This window comes from Acinetobacter sp. NigerLNRRAM0016, assembly GCF_054112845.1.
Genome location: NZ_JBSYVT010000003.1, coordinates 1 through 22,009, shown reverse-complemented (window position 1 = coordinate 22,009; position 22,009 = coordinate 1). Strand labels below are relative to the sequence as shown.

Below are 22,009 nucleotides of genomic sequence, written 5' to 3'. Positions count from 1 at the left end.
AACCCATGCACAATGTACAGTCACTTAGACATGATGAATCTGTAGATCAGAGCAATGAATCTACATTTGGCAGTGCCACCAGCGCGATTAAAAAACTGGAACTGACACCGTTACTGATCCACGGTCAAGCTGTTGCTGCATCCAATCAGGCTACTTTTGAACGGATCAGCCCGATTGATGGTCAAGTTGCCAGTATTGCTGCTGCGGCAACGCTGGAAGATGTCGATCGTGCCATTGAATCTGCGGCTCAGGCATTTCAAGTTTGGTCGAAGCTATCTCCGACTGAACGCCGCTTACGTCTGCTTAAAGCCGCGGACTTGATGGATCAGAAAACTGAGCAATTTATTCAAATTGGTATGCGTGAAACGGGTTCGACTGCAACATGGTATGGGTTCAATGTCCATTTGGCAGCCAATATGTTGCGTGAAGCAGCAGCCATGACCACACAAATGGATGGTAGCCTGATACCTTCCGATGTGCCGGGTAATATGGCGATGGGCATTCGCGTCCCTTGCGGGGTCGTGGTTGGTATTGCTCCATGGAATGCCCCGATTATTTTGCCTACACGTGCCTTAGCCATGCCACTGGCTTGCGGCAATACCGTAGTACTGAAAGCCTCTGAAGCCTGTCCTGCAACGCAGCGCTTAATTGGGCAAGTGCTGCATGAAGCTGGCTTGGGGGATGGCGTGGTGAATGTAATTACCCATGCCGCTGAAGATGCTCCACAAATTGTCGAACGTTTAATTTCCCATCCTGCCGTAAAACGCATTAATTTTACTGGTTCCACCAAAGTCGGAAAAATTATTGCCGAAACCGCGTCAAAGTATTTAAAACCTGTGCTGTTGGAACTCGGTGGTAAAGCCCCTGTGGTGGTGTTGAATGAAGCCGATGTGGATGAAGCAGTGAATGCCGTTGCCTTCGGTGCCTTCTTTAACCAAGGTCAAATCTGTATGTCGACCGAACGTGTGTTGGTACAGGATGGCATTGCCGATCAATTCATTCAGAAACTGATTGAAAAAACCCGTACGATTCGTGCGGGCAATCCAAGCACACAACAATATGCGCTTGGGTTTTTAGAAAGTGCTCGTGCTGCACAGCGTATTCAACATTTACTGGAAGATGCGCAAAGCAAAGGTGCCGACTTGCCTTTGGGAATTCACATTGAAGCAACCACCATGCAGCCGACTTTGGTGCTGAATATTCAACCTGACATGGCATTGTATCGTGAAGAATCTTTTGGTCCTGTGTGTACGGTGCAACGTTTTGGCAGCCTTGAAGAAGGCGTTGCTCTTGCCAATGACAGTGAATATGGCTTATCTGCCGCTGTATTTAGTCAAAATATCGCGCAAGCGCTGGATGTTGCCAAACAGATTGATTCGGGTATTTGCCATATTAACGGTGCCACGGTGCATGATGAGGCGCAAATGCCATTTGGCGGAACCAAAGCCAGTGGTTATGGTCGCTTTGGTAGCAAAGCTTCGATTGCAGAGTTTACCGAATTACGTTGGATTACCATACAGACCCAGCCTCGCCATTATCCAATTTAAGGCTTGGACTGGCGTAGAAATAAAATATAAATTGCATGATGCAAAAAATATAAAAGCGCAGTGATGCGCTTTCCATGGAGTGAAAAACAATGCAAATGAATGCCACTCAATCACAAGATCGCGAACGACTGGTAAAACTTGGGCGTCATGATATTGATTACGTCTACAAAGATCAGGTTTTGTATCTGCATCCGAAAGAACAACTAAACAGCTATCCGCAAAAATTGACTGACCGCCTAATTCATTTTGCACAAACCAAACCTGAGCATATTTTTGCAGCAAAACGAAATACGCAAGGTGAATGGGTCAAGCTCAATTATGCTGAAGTGCTGCAGCGGGCTTGGCATATTGCCCAAGCCTTGCATAATCGCAATCTCAGTGAACAACACCCTTTAGTGATTTTATCGGGCAATGATCTGGAACATTTAACCTTATCCATGGGCGCAATGTTGGCAGGGGTTCCTTTCTCGGCCATTTCCCCTGCCTATTCACTGATTTCACAAGATTTCGGCAAGTTAAAGCATGTTTTTGATGTGCTGACCCCGGGCATGGTCTATGCCAATGACGGTCGTGCTTTTGCCAAAGCCGTTGCAGCTTGTGCCCCTGCTCACATTGAAATTGTGACCAATAAAGGCATTATTGGCGATCATAGTTGTACTGCCTTTCAAGAACTTTTAGATACGCCTGTGAGCAATGTGCAGGAGCATTATCAAAGTTTAGATGAACACCAGATTGCCAAGTTTTTATTTACTTCGGGTTCAACCAAACTACCAAAAGCAGTTCCCACTACCCATTTAATGTTGACTGTAAATCAGCAGATGTTGCTCCAAACTTTCCCTGAGTTTGAAGAAACACCGCCAGTCTTGCTGGATTGGTTATCTTGGCATCATACCTTTGGTGGCAGTCACAATGTCGGGATTGCTCTATATAACGGTGGCACCATTTACATTGATGATGGCAAACCTGTCGCTGGTAAGTTTGATGAAACCATTCGCAACTTAAAAGAAATTTCACCGACGGTGTATTTGAATGTACCGAAAGGTTGGGAAGAACTCACCGACGCCCTCGAAAAAGATGCCGAACTGCGTGATCGTTTCTTTGCAAAAGTCAAAGTGCTGTTTTTTGCAGGAGCCGCCTTGTCCGAAGCAGGCTGGAACCGTTTAGACCGTATCGCGCAGCAACATTGTGGTGAAAAAATTCGCATTATGAGCGGTCTCGGCATGACCGAAACGGCACCTTCTTGCGCGTTTACCACAGGTCCACGCGTGATGGCAGGCTTTATTGGTTACCCAGCACCCGGTTGTGAAATCAAGCTGGTGCCATATGGCGACAAACTGGAATTCTGTGTCCGTGGCAAACACGTCATGAAAGGCTACTGGCGTTTAAATGCGGACCAACACAGTTCTGTGTTTGATGAAGAAGGCTTTATCCACACGGGCGATGCCGTGCGTTTGGTGGATGATCAGGATCCTACTCAAGGGCTGATGTATGACGGGCGTATTGCCGAAGACTTTAAGCTCAATACAGGCACCTTCGTCAATGTCGGGACTTTACGCAATAAAGTGCTGATTCAAGGCAATTTACTGATTCAGGATGTGTGCATTACCGGTTCCAACCTGAATGCGATTGGCTTCCTGATTTTTCCAAAACTGGATGCCTGCGCCGATTATGCAGGACTTGCTTTATCCGAGCATAGTGCTGCAGAAATCTTGAAACATCCAAAAGTTCAGCAATGGTTCCGTCAATTTTTGATGCACTACAACAAGGATGCGACAGGAAGTTCCAATCGTGTTTCGATGCTGTATCTGCAAACTGAACCACCGCAATTGGATGCAGGTGAAGTGACCGATAAAGGTAATCTCAATCAAAGCAATATTCTAAAGCGACGCGCGGAGAAAATTGCCGAGTTATATCAAAAGCAAACCGAGAATTCCCTGATTATTCGGATTCCGACCTTAAATAACTAAACCACTGAAATAACAGTAAAAAAGCTCAATTTATTTTGGGCTTTACCCCTACTTTTGCCAAAAAAAGGTTAAGTATGCAGCAAGATACTGAATTTGAACTGTTTCGCGATAACTATCGCCGCTTCCTGAAAGAATTTGTCGCACCGCATTATGAGCAATGGGAAGAAGATGGTCTGATCCCTAGAAAACTGTGGAATCAGCTAGGCGAAAACGGCTTTTTATGTGTAGATGTGCCTGAGGAATATGGCGGCTATGGTGCCCCTGTACACTATTCTCTGATGCTGGTACAAGAAACCGCACAAGCCGGTTTTACCTCTTTAGCGGTTGCCATTGGCGGGCAAAATGAACTGGTCTCCCCGTATATTCAAAACATCGGCAGTGAAGAGCAGAAAAAACATTGGTTGCCGAAAATGGTGTCTGGCGAAGTGGTGACTGCAATTGCCATGACTGAAGCCAATGCTGGTTCAGACTTACAAGCCATACGCACCCAAGCCATTTTGAACGATGACCATTATCTGGTGGATGGTTCTAAAACCTTTATTTCCAACGGTATTCATGCCGACCTGATTGTACTGGTCACCAAAACCGATCCTGAAGCGCGCGCCAAAGGCATTTCCCTGTTACTGATCGATGCTACTTTAGCTGGGGTCGAAAAAGGCAGATCACTGAAAAAGATTGGCTTACATGCCCAAGACACTGCCGAATTATTTTTTGATCAGGTCAAAGTGCCGAAAACGCAACGACTCGGGGAAGAAGGCAAAGGCTTTGCCTACCTGATGCAGGAACTGCCACGTGAGCGTTTAAGTATTTCCATGATGGCACTGGGTTCTATTTTGGGTGCTATCGAACTAACCAAAGATTATGTGCAGGAACGCAAAGCCTTTGGACAACCCTTAAGCCAAATGCAGAACACGCGCTTTGTACTTGCCAATACCCAAATTAAAGCCAAAGCTGCACAGGCTTTTGTCGATCAATGTGCCGAGCAATATAGCCGAGATGAACTCACCGTGACTCATGTTGCTGCCTTGAAATGCTTCATCACCGATACCCAATGTGAAGTGATTGATCAATTACTGCAACTGTTTGGCGGCTACGGTTACATGCAGGAATATCCGATTTCTCGTTTCTTTGTCGATGCTCGCGTGCAGAAAATTTACGGCGGCACCAATGAAATTATGAAAGAAATCGTGGCGCGGGAAATGCTCGGAAAATAATTCTTTTAGCAAGAAATCAAGAACAGACCTCAGTGCGAGGTCTGCATGTAAAACAACAATGATATTTCAGGAAGAAATGCAATGCAGTCTAAATTATGGATGTACTCTACCCTTATGCTTTCCAGTTCAGTATTTGCGGGCAGCTTTATTGATAACAGTACGGTCGACTTAACCACGCGAAATTTTTATTTTGATCGTGACTATCAGGAAGTCTCCAAATATCCAGCCATGAAAGATTGGACACAGGGTCTTATTTTCAGAGCCAATTCAGGCTATACCGAAGGAACGATCGGTTTTGGTCTGGACATTTTAGCCACCGCAGGCTTTAAACTGGATGCCAGTGCCGATTATGCTGGCACGGGCAACTTACCGCGTGATCCTGTCACCAACGAACCGGCGGATAGTTATGGACAGATTGGAGGGACAGGCAAATCTAAAATCAGTAAAACCGAGTTAAAAGTCGGTACGCTCCGTCCCATGAATCCTGTTTTGGTCGCATCGCCCGCGCGCCTGTTACCGCAAACCTATCGGGGTATTTCCTTAGAGTCGAAAGATATTACGAATCTAGATTTCCAATCGGCGTATATCGATCAGGTCAATCAACGCGATTCGACCAACTGGGAAAATATGCGCATTTCAGCGGTCAATGGACGCTTTAAAAGTGCCGATACCGATCAACTTTATTATCTCGGGGGCAATTACCAGCTCATTCCAAGCACCAAGCTGACCAGTTTTTATATGGATGTAGAAGACCTATATAACCAGTCCATGTTTGGGATAACCTATAATCACAAATTTAATGACAGCAACAACTTTAGCTCACAACTACGCTATTACCGTAGCCGTGAAGATGGGCAAGCCAAAGCAGGTTTAGTGGATAACGACCTGATTCATGGGTATTTTGAACTGAAGCATCAAAATCATAAATTTATTTTGGCAACCTTCCATCATAACGGCGATACCGCATTTCCCTATTTAACCGGTGGTGAAACAGGGCTACTGATTGACACGTGGCCAGCGGAATTTTTAAATCCCAAAGAGCATGTTTACAGCTTCCGCTATGAATATGATTTTAAAAATTATGTGCCGGGTTTACGTTTCATGACCCGTTACACCACAGGCGATAATATTTATGCACCAAATTTGGGTGGAACAAATTTAAAAGAACATGAAACCGATTTTGACATTGGTTATACCGTACAAAATGGACCTTTAAAAAATCTCGGTTTGCGCGCCCGCTACGCGATGTATGACAACAACATGCTCTCGACCGCCAACATCAAACCATCCAACGAAACCCGCATCAATATCGACTACATGTGGAAATTTAAATAATGCCTAGCGAGGTTCTGCTGCTGTCAGAACCTCTTTTTATTGCGAGAACATTCTAATGAAAAAAATACTTGGACTTTGCTTTGGCTTGAGCCTATTCAGCCAGAGTTATGCTGAAACGCAATACCATCCACCAGCACCGCATCTGGAACCGCTGGCGCAATTTAGTGTGGATTTAAATGCACCTGTTTGGGAACTGGGCACCACCAGCGATGGGGGAAAACGCCGAATTATTCCGATTACAGGAGGCACTTTCCAAGGCAAACAGCTTAAGGGTCGTATTTTAAATAATGGTGCCGATTGGCAAATTGTGGATAGTCAGGGACTTGCGATTATTGACACCCGCTACCTGCTCGAAACTGACGATGGTGCATTAATTTATTTACAAACCAAGGGCTATCGACATGGTTCCAGCGAGGTTTTAAAGCAACTGGCGCAAGGCAAAGATGTCGACCCGAACACATACTATTTCAAAATCACCATGCAATTTGAAACCAGCGCACCGAAATATGCGTGGCTGAATCAAACCGTTGCCGTTGGAAGTGCCATGCGTCTAGGCAAAGCCGTGATTTACGATGCTTATACGCTGCAATAAGCCACTTTGCCGCACCCATCTTTTAGTCATTGTTTGAAAAACGGATCTTTCTTTATGACCCTCAGCCCTTTAGTCAACTTACCTCCCATCCATCATCTGCTGGGCGGACACAATATTCAATGGAATGCCGACCAGACTGAACTGGAAATCAGTTATGTGGCGCTAGATAGCTTTACCAATCCGCGCGGCAGCGTAGAAGGTGGCATGGTCTGCGCCATGCTGGATGATGTGATGGGACTGTTTGCGTATCTTGCAAATCATGAAACCCCTGCAACCACCATTAACCTGACCATGGATTTCCTACGCCCCTGCCAAGTCGGCACGGTACTCACCAAATGCCGTTTTACCAAACAAGGCAAAGCCATACTTTGCCTAGAGAGTGAAGCATGGCAAAACCAAAAAATGATTGCACGAAGCACTGCAAATTTCATGGTGCTCCATCCTTAATATCCAACATGCATTGATATGGAACTTCAATAATGCAAACAATCTTAAAACAAAAAAAATGGCTGAAACAACTCAGCTATCTGATGTTATGTACCACCCTTGCTGCCTGTGGCGATGGGGAAAATGACAACACTGCCACAAGCCAAACCACGGTCAGTGTTCCGCAACTCACACCTGCTGTGGGTACCAATTTAAAAGGTGCCTGCACAGATTTAACCGGTTTCCAATATGAGCAAACCACGATTACTTCTGCAAGCTTACAAGCCGCGGGTACGTTTAAAGTGGCAGGGCAAGACATTGCGGCACACTGTCTGATTACGGGTTATATGCATCAACGGGTTAGCCCTGTAGATGGACAAACCTATCAAATTGGCTTTGAAATGCGACTCCCGATCGATTGGAATGGGCGCTTCCTGTATCAGGGCAATGGCGGAACCGATGGCAATATTGTGACCGCAACAGGTCAGGTCGGCAGTGGCGGACCACTCACCAATGCACTGCATGATGGTTTTGCGGTGATTTCCTCAGATGCGGGACACAATTCGGCACAGAATCCATTGTTTGGTTTAGATCCTCAAGCTCGCATAGACTATGGTTATGGTGCTATCACCAAACTCACACCAATGGCGAAAAGTCTGATTCAAGCCGCATATGGCAAACTGCCCGACCGTTCTTATGCGGGTGGAACCTCAAATGGTGGACGGCATGCCATGATGGCAGCCACCCGTTTGGGAGATCAGTACGATGGTATTCTTGCCAGTACCCCCGGGTTTCACTTGCCACACGCGGCGGCAGCACAACTGTATACCGCACAACAATTACGTCGCGTTGCGACCGATGAAAATGATTTAAGCACTGCGCTGACATTGCCTGAACGAAAAGTGCTTGCTCAAGCCATTCTGGATCAATGTGATGGGCTGGATGGTGTGGCAGATGGTTTAGTCCAAGATGTCGAAGCCTGTCGTACAGCATTTGATATTCATAGCGATGTTCCGATCTGTACTGGCACACGGGATGGCAGTTGTTTATCTTCAGCGCAAATTGATGTGCTGGCCAATATCTATCGTGGTCCAGTCAATTCAACAGGCGAAGCATTATATGCCACGCAACCGTTTGATCCGGGGCTGATCGGCAGTAACTGGGCCAGTTGGAAATTTGAATCTTCCGTTGGTACGGCACGTGATCCTGTCGCGGTCGGGATTATTTTTCAGGTTCCACCCAATCCAGACATGATGCTGAATTCCCGTCAATTTGCCTTTAATTTTAATTTCGACACGGACTATGCAAAATTGTCCGCCACCAATGAAACCTATACCGAAAGTGCCATGTCCTTCATGATTCCACCTGATGAATTGAATCTGGACAAACTGCAGCAACATGGCGGCAAAATGATTGTGGTTCAAGGCACAGCTGATGGCGTCTTTTCAGTCGATGATACCCAAAACTGGTACGATAAATTACTGCAAAAATATCAAAATAATGCTTCAGGCAATGCCCCGAGTTTTGCCCGTTTCTTCCGTGTGCCGGGTATGAATCACTCTCGCGGAGGGATTGCCACCGACCAGTTTGATGCCCTAACGGCCTTGGTGAATTGGGTGGAATATGGTCAAGCCCCTGACCAAATTATTGCGGCCGCACGCGGTGAAGGCAACCTAGGTGGTCAAAATACTGAACTGCCGACAGACTGGTCGGCAACCCGTACTCGCCCGCTTTGTCCATACCCGCTGATTGCCCGCTATAACGGTCAGGGCGATAGTGAATTGGCTGAAAATTTCAGTTGTAAATAAGCTTTAAAAATAAAGAGAGCAAATCCTTGCTCTTTTTTTTGCATTTAGATAAAAGGATGCTGCATTAGTCCTGTTGCTGAATTGATGCAAACTCTTGCTCAGGTGTTCCTGCAATCAAATGATGACGGCTATAGACCAGATAATAAACAATAAATATGGCATAAATCAGTGCAGCCATCAGCCAGACTTTTGGATCGACCATTAAGCCTGCCACAACTGCAATACACGCCAACACTAGCGCAATACTCGAAGTAATCATTCCACCAGGGGTTTTATAAGGACGTGGTAATTCAGGACGTGAAATCCGCAATTTAATATGTGACAACATCATCAACACATAGGAAATGGTCGCACCAAACACCGCCATCAAAATCAGTAAATCCCCTTCACCTGTCAAAGACAGAATAAAACCAATCACCCCAGGAATCACAATTGCCCATGTCGGTGCATGATTTTTATTGGTCAGTGATAAGGCTGAAGGCAGATAACCCGCCCGAGACAAGGCAAATACTTGGCGCGAATAGGCATAAATAATCGAAAAGAAACTGGCAACCAAGCCTGCCAATCCGACAAAATTGACAAAACCTGCCACCCAAGCATTTTGACCATATACCGCTACCAGTGCATCCACCAGCGGTGCGCCTGAATCTTTAATTTGATCTGCACCCATCGCCCCTGCACTTAAGAATAGAATCAGCAAGGCAAAGGCAGCCAGAATCAGCATGGAACCGATTAAACCTCGAGGCAAGGACTTTACAGGATCCTTGGCTTCTTCTGCTGCCAAAGGCACCCCTTCTACGGCCAGAAAAAACCAGATTGCAAAGGGTACAGCCGCCCAAATTCCCATATAGCCAAAGGGTAAAAATGCACTGGCACCCGCAGCTTGATGGGCGACTGGAATATTAAATAAATTGCTCGCATTAAAATGCGGTAGCATCGCCACAATAAATACCAGCAATGCCACACTGGCAATTGCAGTAATTCCGAACATGATTTTCAGGGCTTCACCTGCACCTTTTAAATGAATACCCATAAAGAAAATGTAACAGAGCAAATACACCACCCAACCGCCTATGCCGAACAGCGCTTCGCAATAGTTGCCAATAAACACCGCAATTGCAGCAGGTGCCACGGCGTATTCAATTAAAATTGCGGTACCTGTTAAATAGCCCCCAAACGGGCCGAAGGCAACCCGAGCAAAGCTGTAGCCCCCACCTGCCGTGGGTAACATGGTCGACATTTCCGACATGGATAAACTCATGCACAAATACATGAAGGCCACCACCAGCGTGGCTATAAACAGTCCACCCCAGCCGCCTTGTGCAATACCAAAATTCCAGCCTGCAAAATCGCCTGAAATAACATAAGACACGCCCAATCCAACCAAAAGCAACCAGCCCACGGCACCTTTTTTTAATTGTCGTTGTGCAAAATATTCGGTGTTCTCTGCCACACCATCCGCAGTTAATGTCAGTTCTTCTTTCATGATTTCCGATCACCTATTCACCAATTCTGTTGCCTTAATATCGGTGAAATATCGGCTTTAAACTTGACAATAAATCATGAGCAAAGTCGCTTGAAGTCAAGTTGCCCTTTTTTTTCTTTTATAAGATCAGCTCAAAGTCATGGTTCAAGAACGAGATATGAGAACTGAAGGAGTACATGATGACCGCTGAACAAAACGAATATTTAAGCATTCAACAACTCTACCTCATTGCCCAAAAAGCGATGCAAGCCTACCCTTCGGAATATCACGGAGAAATCAAATTACTGTGCCAATCCGAAAATGCCACTTTTGTGGTGAAAACAGCTCAACAACAATATGCGCTGCGTATTCATCGTCCCAATTATCATTCTAAACAACAGATTGAAAGTGAACTGGCATGGCTGAATGCACTGCATACTTCTGGCATCGCCGTACCAATAGCAATTCCCGATCTGCAAGGACAAAAGGTACAAAGTTTATATTTAACGCCTGAAATTTGCCGACATGCGGTTTTATTTCATTGGGTGCAAGGAATGATGCCCACTGCAGACAATGTCGATCCGCACGACTTTAAGCAGTTGGGAGAAATTACCGCACAACTCCATGCGCAGAGTAAACGCTGGCAAAAACCCGAGCATTTCCAGCGCATTGTTTGGGATCATGAAAGCATGCTGCATGCTAATGGACATTGGGGCGACTGGCGGCATGCCACACATTTAAACCGCCAAGATCATGTGATTATTGATGAGGCGATTGAGCGTATTGCCACAGAATTGGCGCAGTTTGGAAAAACACCCGATCGTTATGGTTTGATTCATGCCGACCTCCGTTTGACTAATCTGTTGCTGAACGATCAGAAAGTTGGGGTGATTGATTTTGATGACTGCGGCATGAGCTGGTTTATGCATGATTTGGCGGCAGCCATCAGTTTTAATGAGCACTATGCGGCTGCACCCGCTTGGGTCGAAAAATGGTTGAATGGTTATGAAAAAGTCGGGCACATCAGCGCGGAAGAATATGCGCTTATTCCGACCTTCATTATGCAACGCCGCATCCAGTTAATGGCATGGGTTGGCTCACATGCTTCGACCGATATGACAAAAAGCTTGGGCAATCAATGGTCGAATGAAACCGTCAGACTATGTAAAAAGTACTTAAATCATCAATTACCCGCAGGTGTATAGAAAACGTAAGCTGTCTTGCAATCATCGTACAATCTAACCACGCATGGCATAGCTCTTGCTTAATTCAGGAATGTTCTCCGCCTAATTCAAAGAGGCTATGCGTGATTCAATTTAATCCTCTCTCTGCCCAACAACATGAAATCAGCAATCAAGGCATTTTGTCTGCCGCCGCATCTGGACTGAGTGACTTTATTCTGCACAAAGGTGCCGATGTTGATCGTATTTTTGGGATCAGCGGTATTAACCCCGAATTGCTGCTTAGCCCCACCTTAAGCCTACAACTCACCAATTATTGTGAAGTGCTGGAGCAATCCGCCAAACTGTCGCACTGTGATAATTTTGGATTGCATTATGGACAGCAATTTCATCCCAAAGCCTTGGGGTTGATTGGTTATATCGGTTTATGTTCAGCCTCTTTGGAAGATGCGCTGAAAAACATGACCTCGCATTTTCATTTGCATCAAAAAGACACCTTATGCCGTGTGGTTGAAGTTCATGATGCCTATCGTTTTGATTATCAGGTTCAGCATGGTGCGATTCTGTCGCGCCGACAAGATGCCGAGCTGACCATCGGCATGTTTATGAATGTGATTCGTGAAGTACTGGGTGCACATTATTCACCACGTGAAATTCACTTTGAACATCCACGTCCTGAATTTTGGCAAGAACACAGTAAATTATTTAATGCGCCTGTGTTTTTTGATCAGCCGTATAATTCCATTCTGTTTGCCAAGTCAGACTTAAAAACCCGCATGCCACAGTCCGATCCACTGTTGCTGACCATGATGCTGGATACCCTGAAAATTCTAAATACCCAATCGCATTCGCAAAGCCTGATTAATCAAGTACGTTCGCACATTCAGCAAGATCTTATTCAAGGCGAACCAAATCTAGAAAAAATTGCTTATGCGCTGAATCTCAGTCCTTGTACCCTGTCGCGACGCCTTAAATCGTATGACATCACCTTTACCCAACTGATTGACCAAGTCCGCTATGAGCTGGCAAATAACTATATTAAACAAAAGAACTTACCGATTTCAGAGGTGGCTTTTTTATTGGGCTATTCCGAGGTCAGTGCCTTTTCGCGTGCCTTCAAGCGTTGGTTTGGCTGTACCCCACGCCAATTGCGGCACTAAAACAACTGATGTAAAAAACCCACAATATCGTGGGTTTTTATTTGGCTTGGGAAATAAGTACTTTTACTTTTTCAACTTGCTTAGTGCCTGATCCAGCGCCCCCACCAACCAGTCGATATCTTGCTCTTGGAACACCAACGGTGGTCTGAGTTTCAAGACATTGCCATATGGTCCTGCAACCGAGGTCAGTACTCGATGCGTATTACGCAATTCTTCAATTAAATCTAATGCCAAAGCTTTATCTGGGCTTTTACTGTCACGGTCTTGTACCAGTTCAAAGCCAATAAATAAACCTGCACCGCGGACATCTCCCACACATTCATGTCGATCCATCAACTTACGCAGTTCCGCCAACAGCATACCGCCTAAACGCTGGCTATGCGCTTGTAAGTTTTCTTCCTGAATGGTTTTCAGCACGGCTTGTGCCGCAGCCATAGCCACGGGATTCCCCCCAAAGGTATTGAAGTACGGAATTTTATGACTGAATGCCGACAACACTTCATCTTTAGCCAACAAGCCCGACACCGGAATACCATTGCCCATCGGTTTACCCGTGGTGATGATATCAGGCACGACACCGTGACGACCAAAGCCCCAGAAGGAATCGCCTGTACGGGCAAAGCCTGGCTGGACTTCATCGGCAATAAAAATTCCGCCATTGGCATGCACCACATCGACTGCTTTTTGTAAAAAGCCGACTGGATTTGGCATTACCCCATCCGATGAAAAAATCGAATCTGCCAAGAAACCTGCAAACTGAATGCCGTTGGCGCGCAGATCATCAATCTGTTCCTGAATTTTTTGTGCAAACCAATCGCCCAAGTCTTCCCCTGTAAAACGGTATTGATCGGGTGCAGCCACCAAACGCGTGGTCGCGGCCAAGGTTTGTCCTGTCCCTAGCGCTGGCGAACAGCCCGAGGTTAAATCACTGGTACCGTGATAGGCTTCTTGCGACACAATAATACCCGTGCCGCCTGTGTACTCGCGGGCAATCCGAATGGCCAAATCATTGGCTTCAGAACCTGTACACATATACATGGCTTTATTGATTTCTGATGGCACGGTTGCCAAAAGCTCATCGGTATAATCCAAAATGCGTTCATGTAAGTAACGGGTATGCGTATTCAACATTTGCATTTGCTGATTCACGGCTTCAATTACAGCAGGATGGCAATGCCCTATACTGGCAACATTGTTGTAGGCATCAAGATATTTATTGCCCTCGGCATCCCATAAATACTGCCCTTCACCTTTGACCAAATGCACTGGATTTCGGTAAAACAGTCGATAGGATTCACCTAAATTTTTACTGCGTCGATCAGTTAATTGTCTGGTTGCTGGATCTAGAGCATGCGCATGTTCGGCACGAAAACTGTTGGTATCCATAATGGTAGATCGTGTATTCATCAGCAATTCCTCTGTCACAAATTCTTTATTCGTTCGTTTGAATGGCTTTTATATTGCACAGCTCTGTTTTTTCTGACTTGACACTAAAACTCTAATTTAGGCTTTTAATGTCAAAATTGAATGAAAGGAAGATTGCATGTTTATTAGCGGAACCTGAGCCTCTGATCCGTTTCGATACTTTTCATAGTCGATATTCAGTTGGATCAATTAGAATAACAATAGCTCTAAAAAGCTTAAACCCTTGCAGTTTAAGCCTCTCTTGACTCTCAACCGCCAATTGCTTAGCGATTGAGTCTGTTTTTAAAACACTTTACTTCTTCAAATAAAATACACTTCATTAATCGAAATCAGTGCATTTTTAATTGTGGTCGAGAAGACTTGGCCAAGACATCTTTTAACATCAAAATGCCTGTTTTAAATAACCCATGCAAAGCAATTTGATGAAACCGATACAGTGACATATACATCATGCGCGCGACAAAGCCTTCAATATTAATATTGCCCATGACATGCCCCACACTGTTGCGATCACTTAAAGACACCAAGGATCCTTTGTCTTTAAAAATGAACTGTGGCAAAGCTTGCCCCATGACATAAGCCGATAATGCCTTTTCTAAAAAAATGGCCTGTTGATTTGCTACTTGCGCACGTGGTGCCAAAGGACGCTCCTTCCCCTCTGGGGTATAGCTTGCACAATCGCCCATCGCAAAAATGCACTCATCACGCGTTGTTTGCAACGTCGATTTCACCACCAGCTGATTGATGCGATTGGTTTCCAAGTCGGCAATATTCTTTAAGAAATCAGGTGCTTTAATACCCGCAGACGAGACCTTTAAGTCCGCGGGTAACTGAGTGCCATCATCAAAATAAATATGAGCTTCATCAATTTTCTTCACTCGACTGTTGGTGCGTACATGGATGCCCATGTTGAGCAACTCTTCCTCAGCCAGACTGGAAATTTTGGCGTTCAATGCGGGCAAGACACGATCCGCCGCCTCAATTAAGGTAATCTGCACGTTGTCGGGTTTGATGCTATCCAAACCATATTTGCAGAATTGATGTGCGGCAAAATCCAACTCAGCGGCTAACTCCACTCCCGTAGCACCTGCCCCAATAATGGCGATATTCAGCAGACTCGGCTTTTCATTTTCAATTAAGCTATTGGCTTGTGCTTGCAGATAGAGATTTAAAAATTCTTTTTGCAAGTAATCGGCTTGTGCACGTGAATCTAAACACACGCAATGCTCTTTCGCGCCTTCGGTATTAAAATCATTGGAGGTTGAACCGACTGAAACCACCAAAACATCATAGGCAAGCGCACGACTAGGTGCGATTGTTTCCCCCTGATGCGAACTTAATTCTTCCAGTTGAATGGTTTTATGGGTCCGATCAATATTGATCATTTTCCCCAAATAAAACTCAAAATGATTCTTCTTGGCATGTGCAAAGTAGTTCAATTCATCATCATGTGAATTTAAGGTACCTGAAGCGACTTCATGTAACAGTGGTTTCCAGATATGTGTGAGCGTGGCATCCACCAAGATAATCTCGGCTTTATTTTTTTTGCCTAAACGATTCCCTAGGCGTGTCGCAAGTTCTAGTCCACCCGCTCCACCACCAACAATCACGATCCGCATTTTACACTTTTTGTTTTCACTATTTTTCAGCAGCATGGCTGTTTCTCCAATTGTTTGATGGTTATGAAACATACGACGCATAGCCATCAAATAATTGCCTAAGGAATGAGCATCCTTCCAGATGTTTCAAAATGTATCCTAAATATTTTAAATAAACAATAGTGATAGCCAACATTTTTTCAGGAAATAATGTCTCTTTAGGGTGAGATAAATTGACGAAAATGCTTCATTCCAAGCAACATCAAAATTCAAATTAAACATCTTACACACTTGATTTATATTTATTTTTAAAAACACACTCAACTTTATAGTGACGATCTAAAATCCAAGATTCATCGCCAATAATGCTGTTCCTTAGGCTTGTAAAAAAAATTGACATTCGCCAAAAAATAAAATTTTTATTCTAAATTTACATGATTATTCAAGCTTAAATAAGCTTGCCGTGACTCGATACCCATTTAAATAAGCCTCCTCAACTCGCAATAAATCAAGTTAATTTAAAAAAAACTATTTAATAAATTTAATTAATATGAAAGCGCATCTCCTCCATTTTTTAATGAAGCTTTGATTGCTGAACATTATATTTTGAGTAAAGAAAGGACAGAATTCACCCACGTGCATCACATCCGATTGAGCGTTTGGTAAAAGTACATGTTTTTATGAGCATTCAAGCTTTAACTAATGGTAACGGTCTGATTTCACGGATATTCATCAACTGAGAACTTATGAAAACCATACATCTGATATAAGTTACATAACTTACGTCAGTTACGTCAGTTACGTCAGTTACGTCAGTTACGTCAGTTACGTCAAAACCGTTTACCTTATTACGTAGTTCTTGATCAATGGCTCATTTTAGGAAAGGCTAAACCTTTTATTCAATTAATTGCTTATGCTGTACTGGATAGATTGCAGCCTTAGCAAATGGTTTGAGGAGTTTAAAAGTTCTTCTTGATCTAATCCGAAAGATCCCATCCAATCATCTTTGTTACCCTATCTATCAAGTTAACGAAGCCTAACAATCTAACTCAACGTCCCGAAAATACTTGGCTTGGTTCCATCTTCAATACAGGACGTATGCTCAGTGCAGCGGCAACCACACAAACCAGTACAACCGTCACGGCACCCAGCACTGGCGTAAACCACATCATTCGAAACGGATAACCAGCCATTATTGCCATTTGCCCAATAATGGCACAGAGTCCCAGCCCAAGACCCGTTCCAAAAAGTCCACACAGCCCCGCCTGAGCGAATACCATGCTTAAAAGCAGTTTCGGTGTGGCTCCCATCGCACTGAGTACTGCATAATTCCGCAAGTTTTCGTTGGTAAACATATAGAGCATGACGCCTGTTACACCGAAGCCGACAGACATAGCCAAGGTCAGCATTGCTCCGATGTCCCCCACATCCTCAGAATTCAGCAGAAACACAATGCACCGTATCGGATTTAAACGCAGTCGATGTGCGTGCACGCAGCCCCGTTGCCGACTCAATGCGCACTGCCAAGTCCTCAGGAAGCACTTTCGGTACTGCAGTCACCAGTACGAAGGTCAGTTGACGTCGTTCTGGCGGCAAAATGCGAATTGCATTCGAAAATGTCGTATAGAGCAACGGACGCGGTGGGAATCGTGGCAGCCCTTGCGATTGCCCCAGAATCCGTACGCTATGATCATTCAGGAGTAATTCATCGCCTGTGGTCAGTTCACGGGTTGGTGCATCAAAATCTATTTTACCTTGTGGCAGTTGCTCAGAAATTTGCATTGCGGTTTCCAACTTCCCACTGGTCCCCCCAGCATCAATCACCACAGCATCAGGAACTCTCAGCAAGCTAGGCATTACTTTATTTTGGATGCTCGGCATGCCGAGCAATGTTGCATCATCGACACCAATCACTTGAAAAGGCTGATAGCGCCCATCTGGGAAGCGGACATCTGCCGTGGCAAACATCAGCGGTACGGCTGACTGTACCCCTGCTACACTGCGCACTCTAGCCAATGCTTGTAGGGACATATTGGTGGTTTGCTCCACTGAAGTGACAGCAGGATCCATCACCCATACATCTACAGAGCCATTCTCAAAAATGGGGGCATAACCGCGCGTCATGATTCCAGCGAAGTAGGAAGCCGCGAATGTCACCAAGAATGAGGTAAAGGTAATACCAAAGATTAAACCCACATATTTGGCACGATCACCCAGCAGCATTTTTAAGGCTATACGTAACATTTGGGTAATCCTTTAATGCATGCAGACGGTCTGGATCCTCACAAGACCTTCGTGGAAGTTGCAGCTAATGCGGCTTGAGGCTGTTTGCCATTTGAGGATGGACTCGCTGGGGTTTCAATAAACACATCGACTCTGCCCAACGTAAATGGGCAAGGTAGTGTGATCAAAGCTATAAAGGACCTGCAAGGCACGGGTATCGACCCGCTCGGTGCTATCGCCCGTCAATGAAGTTTTGGGCAGCACATAGGGATCCACGCGTTCAAATTTCAGAGCAGTGTGTAAGTCTGGATTACCCCGTACAAATGCCACGGCTTGTGCACCTGGCTGAATGCGCCATGCATCATTTTCATCAATATCTGCACGTACAAATAGCCGATCATCATTGCCTAGCAACATCGAAGAGTCAATGGGCGCACCACCTTCTAAGAATGCACCGATACGAATCTTGTTTTGTAATACCCGACCGCGAACTAATGCACGTACAGTATAGCGTTCAATATCCATCTGTATTTGCTTGACCTGCGCTTGGGCTGATGCCAGTGTTCAGCTTCGGCAAGCTGGACTGCAAAGCGCCGATTATTTAACTCCTCGACGCTGATCGCGCGTTTATCCGATAAGCTGTTCGCGAGCTCGAATTGGCTCTTGGCTTGTGCCAAACGTGCTGCAATTTCTGAGACTTTTGCTAAGGCTGGTATCAGTTGTGCTTGCTGTTCACGATCATCAATCTTAAATAACTTATCGCCAATCTGCACTGGGCTGCCTTCATGCACATACAGCTCGACCACAACACCAGACACAGGCGTGCCAACAACGATATTTCCAGTACTCGCCTCGATAATCCCTGCTCCAGCCACATAGCTCGGGAAAGGTGATTTTGGCGACTGAACGATTGGTTCGGATGATGGGGATTGCCTATTGCCAATCAGTACCATCGTCACGGCAAGCAGTAAACCAATCAGTGCGAGTATGGGGAGCAAGTATTTACGTATCATTGTACTTATGCCTCCTCGGTTTGAATGCTTATATCAGCAATCTTGCCATCATCCATGTGTGCGATTCGGTCAGCAAACTCATAAATACGCGTGTCATGTGTCACGACGACCAACGCACGATCTGGCGCTTGCGCCACATTGCGCAAGATCTGCATCATGGCATGTCCCGTGGCATGATCCAGACTACTCGTTGGTTCGTCACAAATAATAATTTTAGGCTCATGCACAAGTGCACGCGCGATGGCGACACGCTGCTGCTGTCCACCACTGAGTTGACTGGGAAGTGCATCTTCGCGTCCCGAAAGTCCCACCTGATCCAGCACGACCTGAGCACGTTGCAAGGCAACCTTACGCTCTTCTCCGCTGATTAATAGCGGCACAGCAACATTTTCAGCAATGCTCAATGAGTGAAGTAAGTTAAAAGTCTGAAAAACAAAACCAATAGAAGTACCGCGAAAACGTGCGCGCTCAGCCGTGTTCATCTCTTCCATGTCTTTGCCGAGTATGCTGCATGTGCCTGCATCACGTTTCAAAATCCCCCCGATAATTGAAATCAGGGTTGTTTTTCCACAACCTGAAGGACCAGCCAAAATCAGTAACTCCCCTCGATAGACCTCAAGATTGATCCCTCGCAATGCGGTCACTTTGGCTTCACCGACCCCATATTCTTTGGTGACAGCAGAACACTTGATGAGGACATCCTGACTCGACTTCATAGTTGTTGTCCTTATGTCTGGTCGCAGAAAATGTTTTACTTCACCAAGTACAGTCTCTCGGCTTTTATATTCATGCCCGCTACGTTATGGCTAAGTGTTATGGCGGATCTCGCAATTTTTTAGATTAAAATTTATTCTAATTAATACCATATACTATGGCATAACCGCAGATCAATGGAATTTTTAGCACTCCAAAATTGAACTACGCAGTAGGATGCTAATTACACTAAAGTCAATCCTACTCTGTTTTTATAATGTCAGATGTAACCGTATGCATTCCTCTCGCTTAACCATTAACTTCATTAAGACTAATAGCATTGTTTAAGAGAATACATTTACCTAGCGCATAAAAAACACTCAATCTAAAGACACCCTATTCTGTGGTTCTATTGGGTTATCTATAGGCATAAAAAAAGGCTTAAACCCTTTAGATTTAAGCCTTTCCGCTTTATATAACTTCATATTCAGTCATATTAAGCTAGGTATTTGGTGGGGTGGCGTCAATTGAACCAAACATTTAAAATATTGATTAATATAAGTTTAATTAAATAAAAAAATTAAACCATACAAAACACCATACAAAAAAATGAATTTATCGATAAATTATTGACTAGAGTGCAACAAGTTCAGCTATTTTTTCCGCAACTATCTCCAACGTATCTTCAGATGTATCAAGACCACTTCTTGAAGCTAACATTGGACTGACATCTCTAAGTGCCTCGTACGTTGTATTATGTACAATTGGAATCAAACGGTTACCAGCTAGAAGAGTTGAAAGCTCTTTATCTGCTACACCTTCTTTAGGTAAGCGCGACAACAAAGCTGGTGTTACCAAAACGAGTCCAACTTTAGAATTAGCCAAACCTTTATCAATTGCTCTCATCATTGGAACACCCAAACCAAGGTCTTTTTCACTAAACCAAACTTTTACACCAGCAGCCTCTAGAAAATCGTGTAGTTGTTTAGCAGATTCCTTACGATCATCCCATGCATGGCATAAAAACACATCACGAAGGTCAGGCTGCTCAGAAGCTTTTTTCTCGATTACCTCTCTGACAGGTGTTAGGGATGTTACTTCATTTGTCGTATATACAAGAGAGGAGCCTGTTTTAGCCCAGCGAGGTTTTGAAACACTTTTTGAACTCCCACTGCCCCCAGCTCTACTAGAATCACTATAGGTGCTACTAGACCCATTATAAGAACTACCAGAACTATATGATGATGAGTAAGAATAACTACGAGAACGAGAACCATATCTGTTACGACATGCTGGGCAAGCCGCAGCAGCTGCAGCAGAACTATGGCCTCGAACAGGAGCTGTACATCTAGACATTTATTTTCCTTTTTTATGATTTATTCACATTTAGGTTTTAATTAAGCGATTAGCCTATTTTACAACATACTACTAACAAACTAAAAAATAAAAATAATTTTATGAATAACTTAACAAGCTGATATAGCTTCTTCGATTAAAATATCATTAACACAAAGAACAGCGAATTTAAATTATTAGCTTCTTTCAAAGACAAGGCTCGTCCCTAAGGGATCGAGCCTAATTTCATTTGTTAACACTCTTTGTTGAGCAGATGATTACGCCTGTACTGGCGGTTCAATTTTTTCATGCCGACTGAGGCCATATTCCATTTCATATTTCTACTGCTAGGCAATAGTTTTATGCTTGTCTAATCTGGAAGGACAAGCCACGATTTTTTCATGCTGGTGTAGCATTATCCCGATTTAGGTCTCAGGCAAACCCGTATAAATATATTTTCATCAGTGACCAAACTTCAGAATACTTACACTGTACCAATCTCGGCCTAGTCAGAGAGACCAATCCCCGACTGAGAAACATGACCAGTGTTTCATTAACCTTTCTTTTCTACATATTGTCCAACATGCTCACGCATGTGCCGACTCAAGTTTTCGCAATGAGCATCCCGACTGAAAAAAAATCGAAATGTTTTAGGATTCGCTTTAAGCTAGCTATCTCATTTTATCCAACCGACCTAAAAAACAGAGTGTTTTTAAAAATTACTAATGTTTAAAACATCACTAATAATTAAATATTATTTAGGTCGGGAATTACAATTTCCACAATTCATCTTGAACTAAAGTACCTCAAGTTTAATTGTTTTATATGCGCTACTCACCATCGCTCCCACACTGAAAAAATACAACAGACTTTTAACCAATTTAAGCCTTTTTATTCAGTGCTTCCCAAGTTATTTCAAAGTGTCTTAATGTGCAGACCGTTTATCCTCTCGCCTGTATACATGCTTCCTGTTTCCCCCGACCGTAGTTCCTTAAAAAATATCGGGATATGATGTATACATAACTTT

Annotated in this window: 18 protein-coding genes; 9 read left to right on the top strand and 9 right to left on the bottom strand. The window is 44.3% G+C overall.

Annotated features, from left to right (window positions below; all coding sequences use genetic code 11):
• Positions 1 to 5: 5 nt before the first annotated feature.
• The 7 genes from ACWQ4X_RS03140 (at position 6) to ACWQ4X_RS03110 (ending at position 8,889) form a co-directional block, all read left to right on the top strand.
• Positions 6 to 1,547, top strand: a complete 1,542-nt coding sequence (locus ACWQ4X_RS03140) for an aldehyde dehydrogenase (RefSeq protein WP_457902691.1) — start codon at positions 6 to 8, stop codon at positions 1,545 to 1,547.
• A gap of 89 nt (positions 1,548 to 1,636) precedes the next feature.
• Positions 1,637 to 3,514: a feruloyl-CoA synthase gene (locus tag ACWQ4X_RS03135; protein ID WP_457902690.1), complete on the top strand. Its 1,878-nt coding sequence runs from the start codon at positions 1,637 to 1,639 to the stop codon at positions 3,512 to 3,514.
• A 74-nt stretch (positions 3,515 to 3,588) separates the two neighbouring features.
• Entirely contained in the window at positions 3,589 to 4,728 is a 1,140-nt protein-coding gene (locus tag ACWQ4X_RS03130; protein WP_457902689.1) for an acyl-CoA dehydrogenase family protein, read from the top strand.
• 81 nt (positions 4,729 to 4,809) lie between these two features.
• Positions 4,810 to 6,063, top strand: a complete 1,254-nt coding sequence (locus ACWQ4X_RS03125; RefSeq protein WP_457902688.1) for an OprD family porin — start codon at positions 4,810 to 4,812, stop codon at positions 6,061 to 6,063.
• Positions 6,064 to 6,118: 55 nt separating this feature from the next.
• The gene (locus tag ACWQ4X_RS03120) at positions 6,119 to 6,655 is read left to right on the top strand and encodes a DUF3237 domain-containing protein (protein WP_161932261.1); all 537 of its coding nucleotides are present in this window, start codon (positions 6,119 to 6,121) and stop codon (positions 6,653 to 6,655) included.
• A 54-nt stretch (positions 6,656 to 6,709) separates the two neighbouring features.
• Positions 6,710 to 7,102, top strand: coding sequence for a PaaI family thioesterase (locus ACWQ4X_RS03115; protein WP_457902687.1), 393 nt, complete (start codon positions 6,710 to 6,712; stop codon positions 7,100 to 7,102).
• Between the two features lie 32 nt (positions 7,103 to 7,134).
• Positions 7,135 to 8,889: a tannase/feruloyl esterase family alpha/beta hydrolase gene (locus ACWQ4X_RS03110; RefSeq protein WP_457902686.1), complete on the top strand. Its 1,755-nt coding sequence runs from the start codon at positions 7,135 to 7,137 to the stop codon at positions 8,887 to 8,889.
• Positions 8,890 to 8,953: 64 nt separating this feature from the next.
• On the opposite strand, the gene eat is transcribed toward ACWQ4X_RS03110, so the two are convergent.
• On the bottom strand, positions 8,954 to 10,375 hold the full coding sequence (eat, locus tag ACWQ4X_RS03105) for an ethanolamine permease (RefSeq protein ID WP_457902685.1): 1,422 nt from the start codon (positions 10,373 to 10,375) through the stop codon (positions 8,954 to 8,956).
• Positions 10,376 to 10,554: 179 nt separating this feature from the next.
• Here eat and ACWQ4X_RS03100 point away from each other — a divergent pair, with 179 nt between their 5' ends.
• Both ACWQ4X_RS03100 and qhpR read left to right on the top strand, forming a co-directional pair.
• Positions 10,555 to 11,559 carry a phosphotransferase enzyme family protein gene (locus ACWQ4X_RS03100; RefSeq protein WP_457902684.1) on the top strand — a complete coding sequence of 335 codons (1,005 nt, stop codon included), beginning with the start codon at positions 10,555 to 10,557 and terminating at the stop codon, positions 11,557 to 11,559.
• Between the two features lie 101 nt (positions 11,560 to 11,660).
• A complete protein-coding gene (gene qhpR, locus ACWQ4X_RS03095) occupies positions 11,661 to 12,695 on the top strand; it encodes an AraC-like transcriptional regulator QhpR (RefSeq protein ID WP_457902683.1) in 1,035 nt (344 codons plus the stop codon).
• Positions 12,696 to 12,758: 63 nt separating this feature from the next.
• Here qhpR and ACWQ4X_RS03090 read toward each other — a convergent pair whose 3' ends face one another.
• The 8 genes from ACWQ4X_RS03090 to ACWQ4X_RS03055 all read right to left on the bottom strand — a co-directional run bounded on the left by ACWQ4X_RS03090 (position 12,759) and on the right by ACWQ4X_RS03055 (position 21,003).
• Positions 12,759 to 14,102 (bottom strand): aspartate aminotransferase family protein, encoded by a 1,344-nt coding sequence (locus tag ACWQ4X_RS03090; protein ID WP_457902682.1) that lies wholly within the window; start codon positions 14,100 to 14,102, stop codon positions 12,759 to 12,761.
• A 347-nt stretch (positions 14,103 to 14,449) separates the two neighbouring features.
• A complete protein-coding gene (locus tag ACWQ4X_RS03085) occupies positions 14,450 to 15,739 on the bottom strand; it encodes an NAD(P)/FAD-dependent oxidoreductase (RefSeq protein ID WP_457902811.1) in 1,290 nt (429 codons plus the stop codon).
• A gap of 1,028 nt (positions 15,740 to 16,767) precedes the next feature.
• Entirely contained in the window at positions 16,768 to 17,169 is a 402-nt protein-coding gene (locus ACWQ4X_RS03080) for an FtsX-like permease family protein (protein WP_457902681.1), read from the bottom strand.
• Complete coding sequence (locus ACWQ4X_RS03075) at positions 17,150 to 17,962, bottom strand: ABC transporter permease (protein ID WP_457902680.1); 813 nt, start codon at positions 17,960 to 17,962, stop codon at positions 17,150 to 17,152. The genes ACWQ4X_RS03080 and ACWQ4X_RS03075 overlap by 20 nt, the downstream gene beginning before the upstream one ends.
• A 114-nt stretch (positions 17,963 to 18,076) precedes the next feature.
• On the bottom strand, positions 18,077 to 18,466 hold the full coding sequence (locus tag ACWQ4X_RS03070; protein WP_457902679.1) for an HlyD family efflux transporter periplasmic adaptor subunit: 390 nt from the start codon (positions 18,464 to 18,466) through the stop codon (positions 18,077 to 18,079).
• A complete protein-coding gene (locus ACWQ4X_RS03065) occupies positions 18,433 to 18,954 on the bottom strand; it encodes an efflux RND transporter periplasmic adaptor subunit (RefSeq protein ID WP_457902678.1) in 522 nt (173 codons plus the stop codon). The genes ACWQ4X_RS03070 and ACWQ4X_RS03065 overlap by 34 nt, the downstream gene beginning before the upstream one ends.
• 5 nt (positions 18,955 to 18,959) lie before the next feature.
• A complete protein-coding gene (locus tag ACWQ4X_RS03060; protein WP_457902677.1) occupies positions 18,960 to 19,670 on the bottom strand; it encodes an ABC transporter ATP-binding protein in 711 nt (236 codons plus the stop codon).
• 610 nt (positions 19,671 to 20,280) lie between these two features.
• Positions 20,281 to 21,003, bottom strand: coding sequence for a toll/interleukin-1 receptor domain-containing protein (locus ACWQ4X_RS03055; RefSeq protein ID WP_269521990.1), 723 nt, complete (start codon positions 21,001 to 21,003; stop codon positions 20,281 to 20,283).
• Positions 21,004 to 22,009: the final 1,006 nt, after the last annotated feature.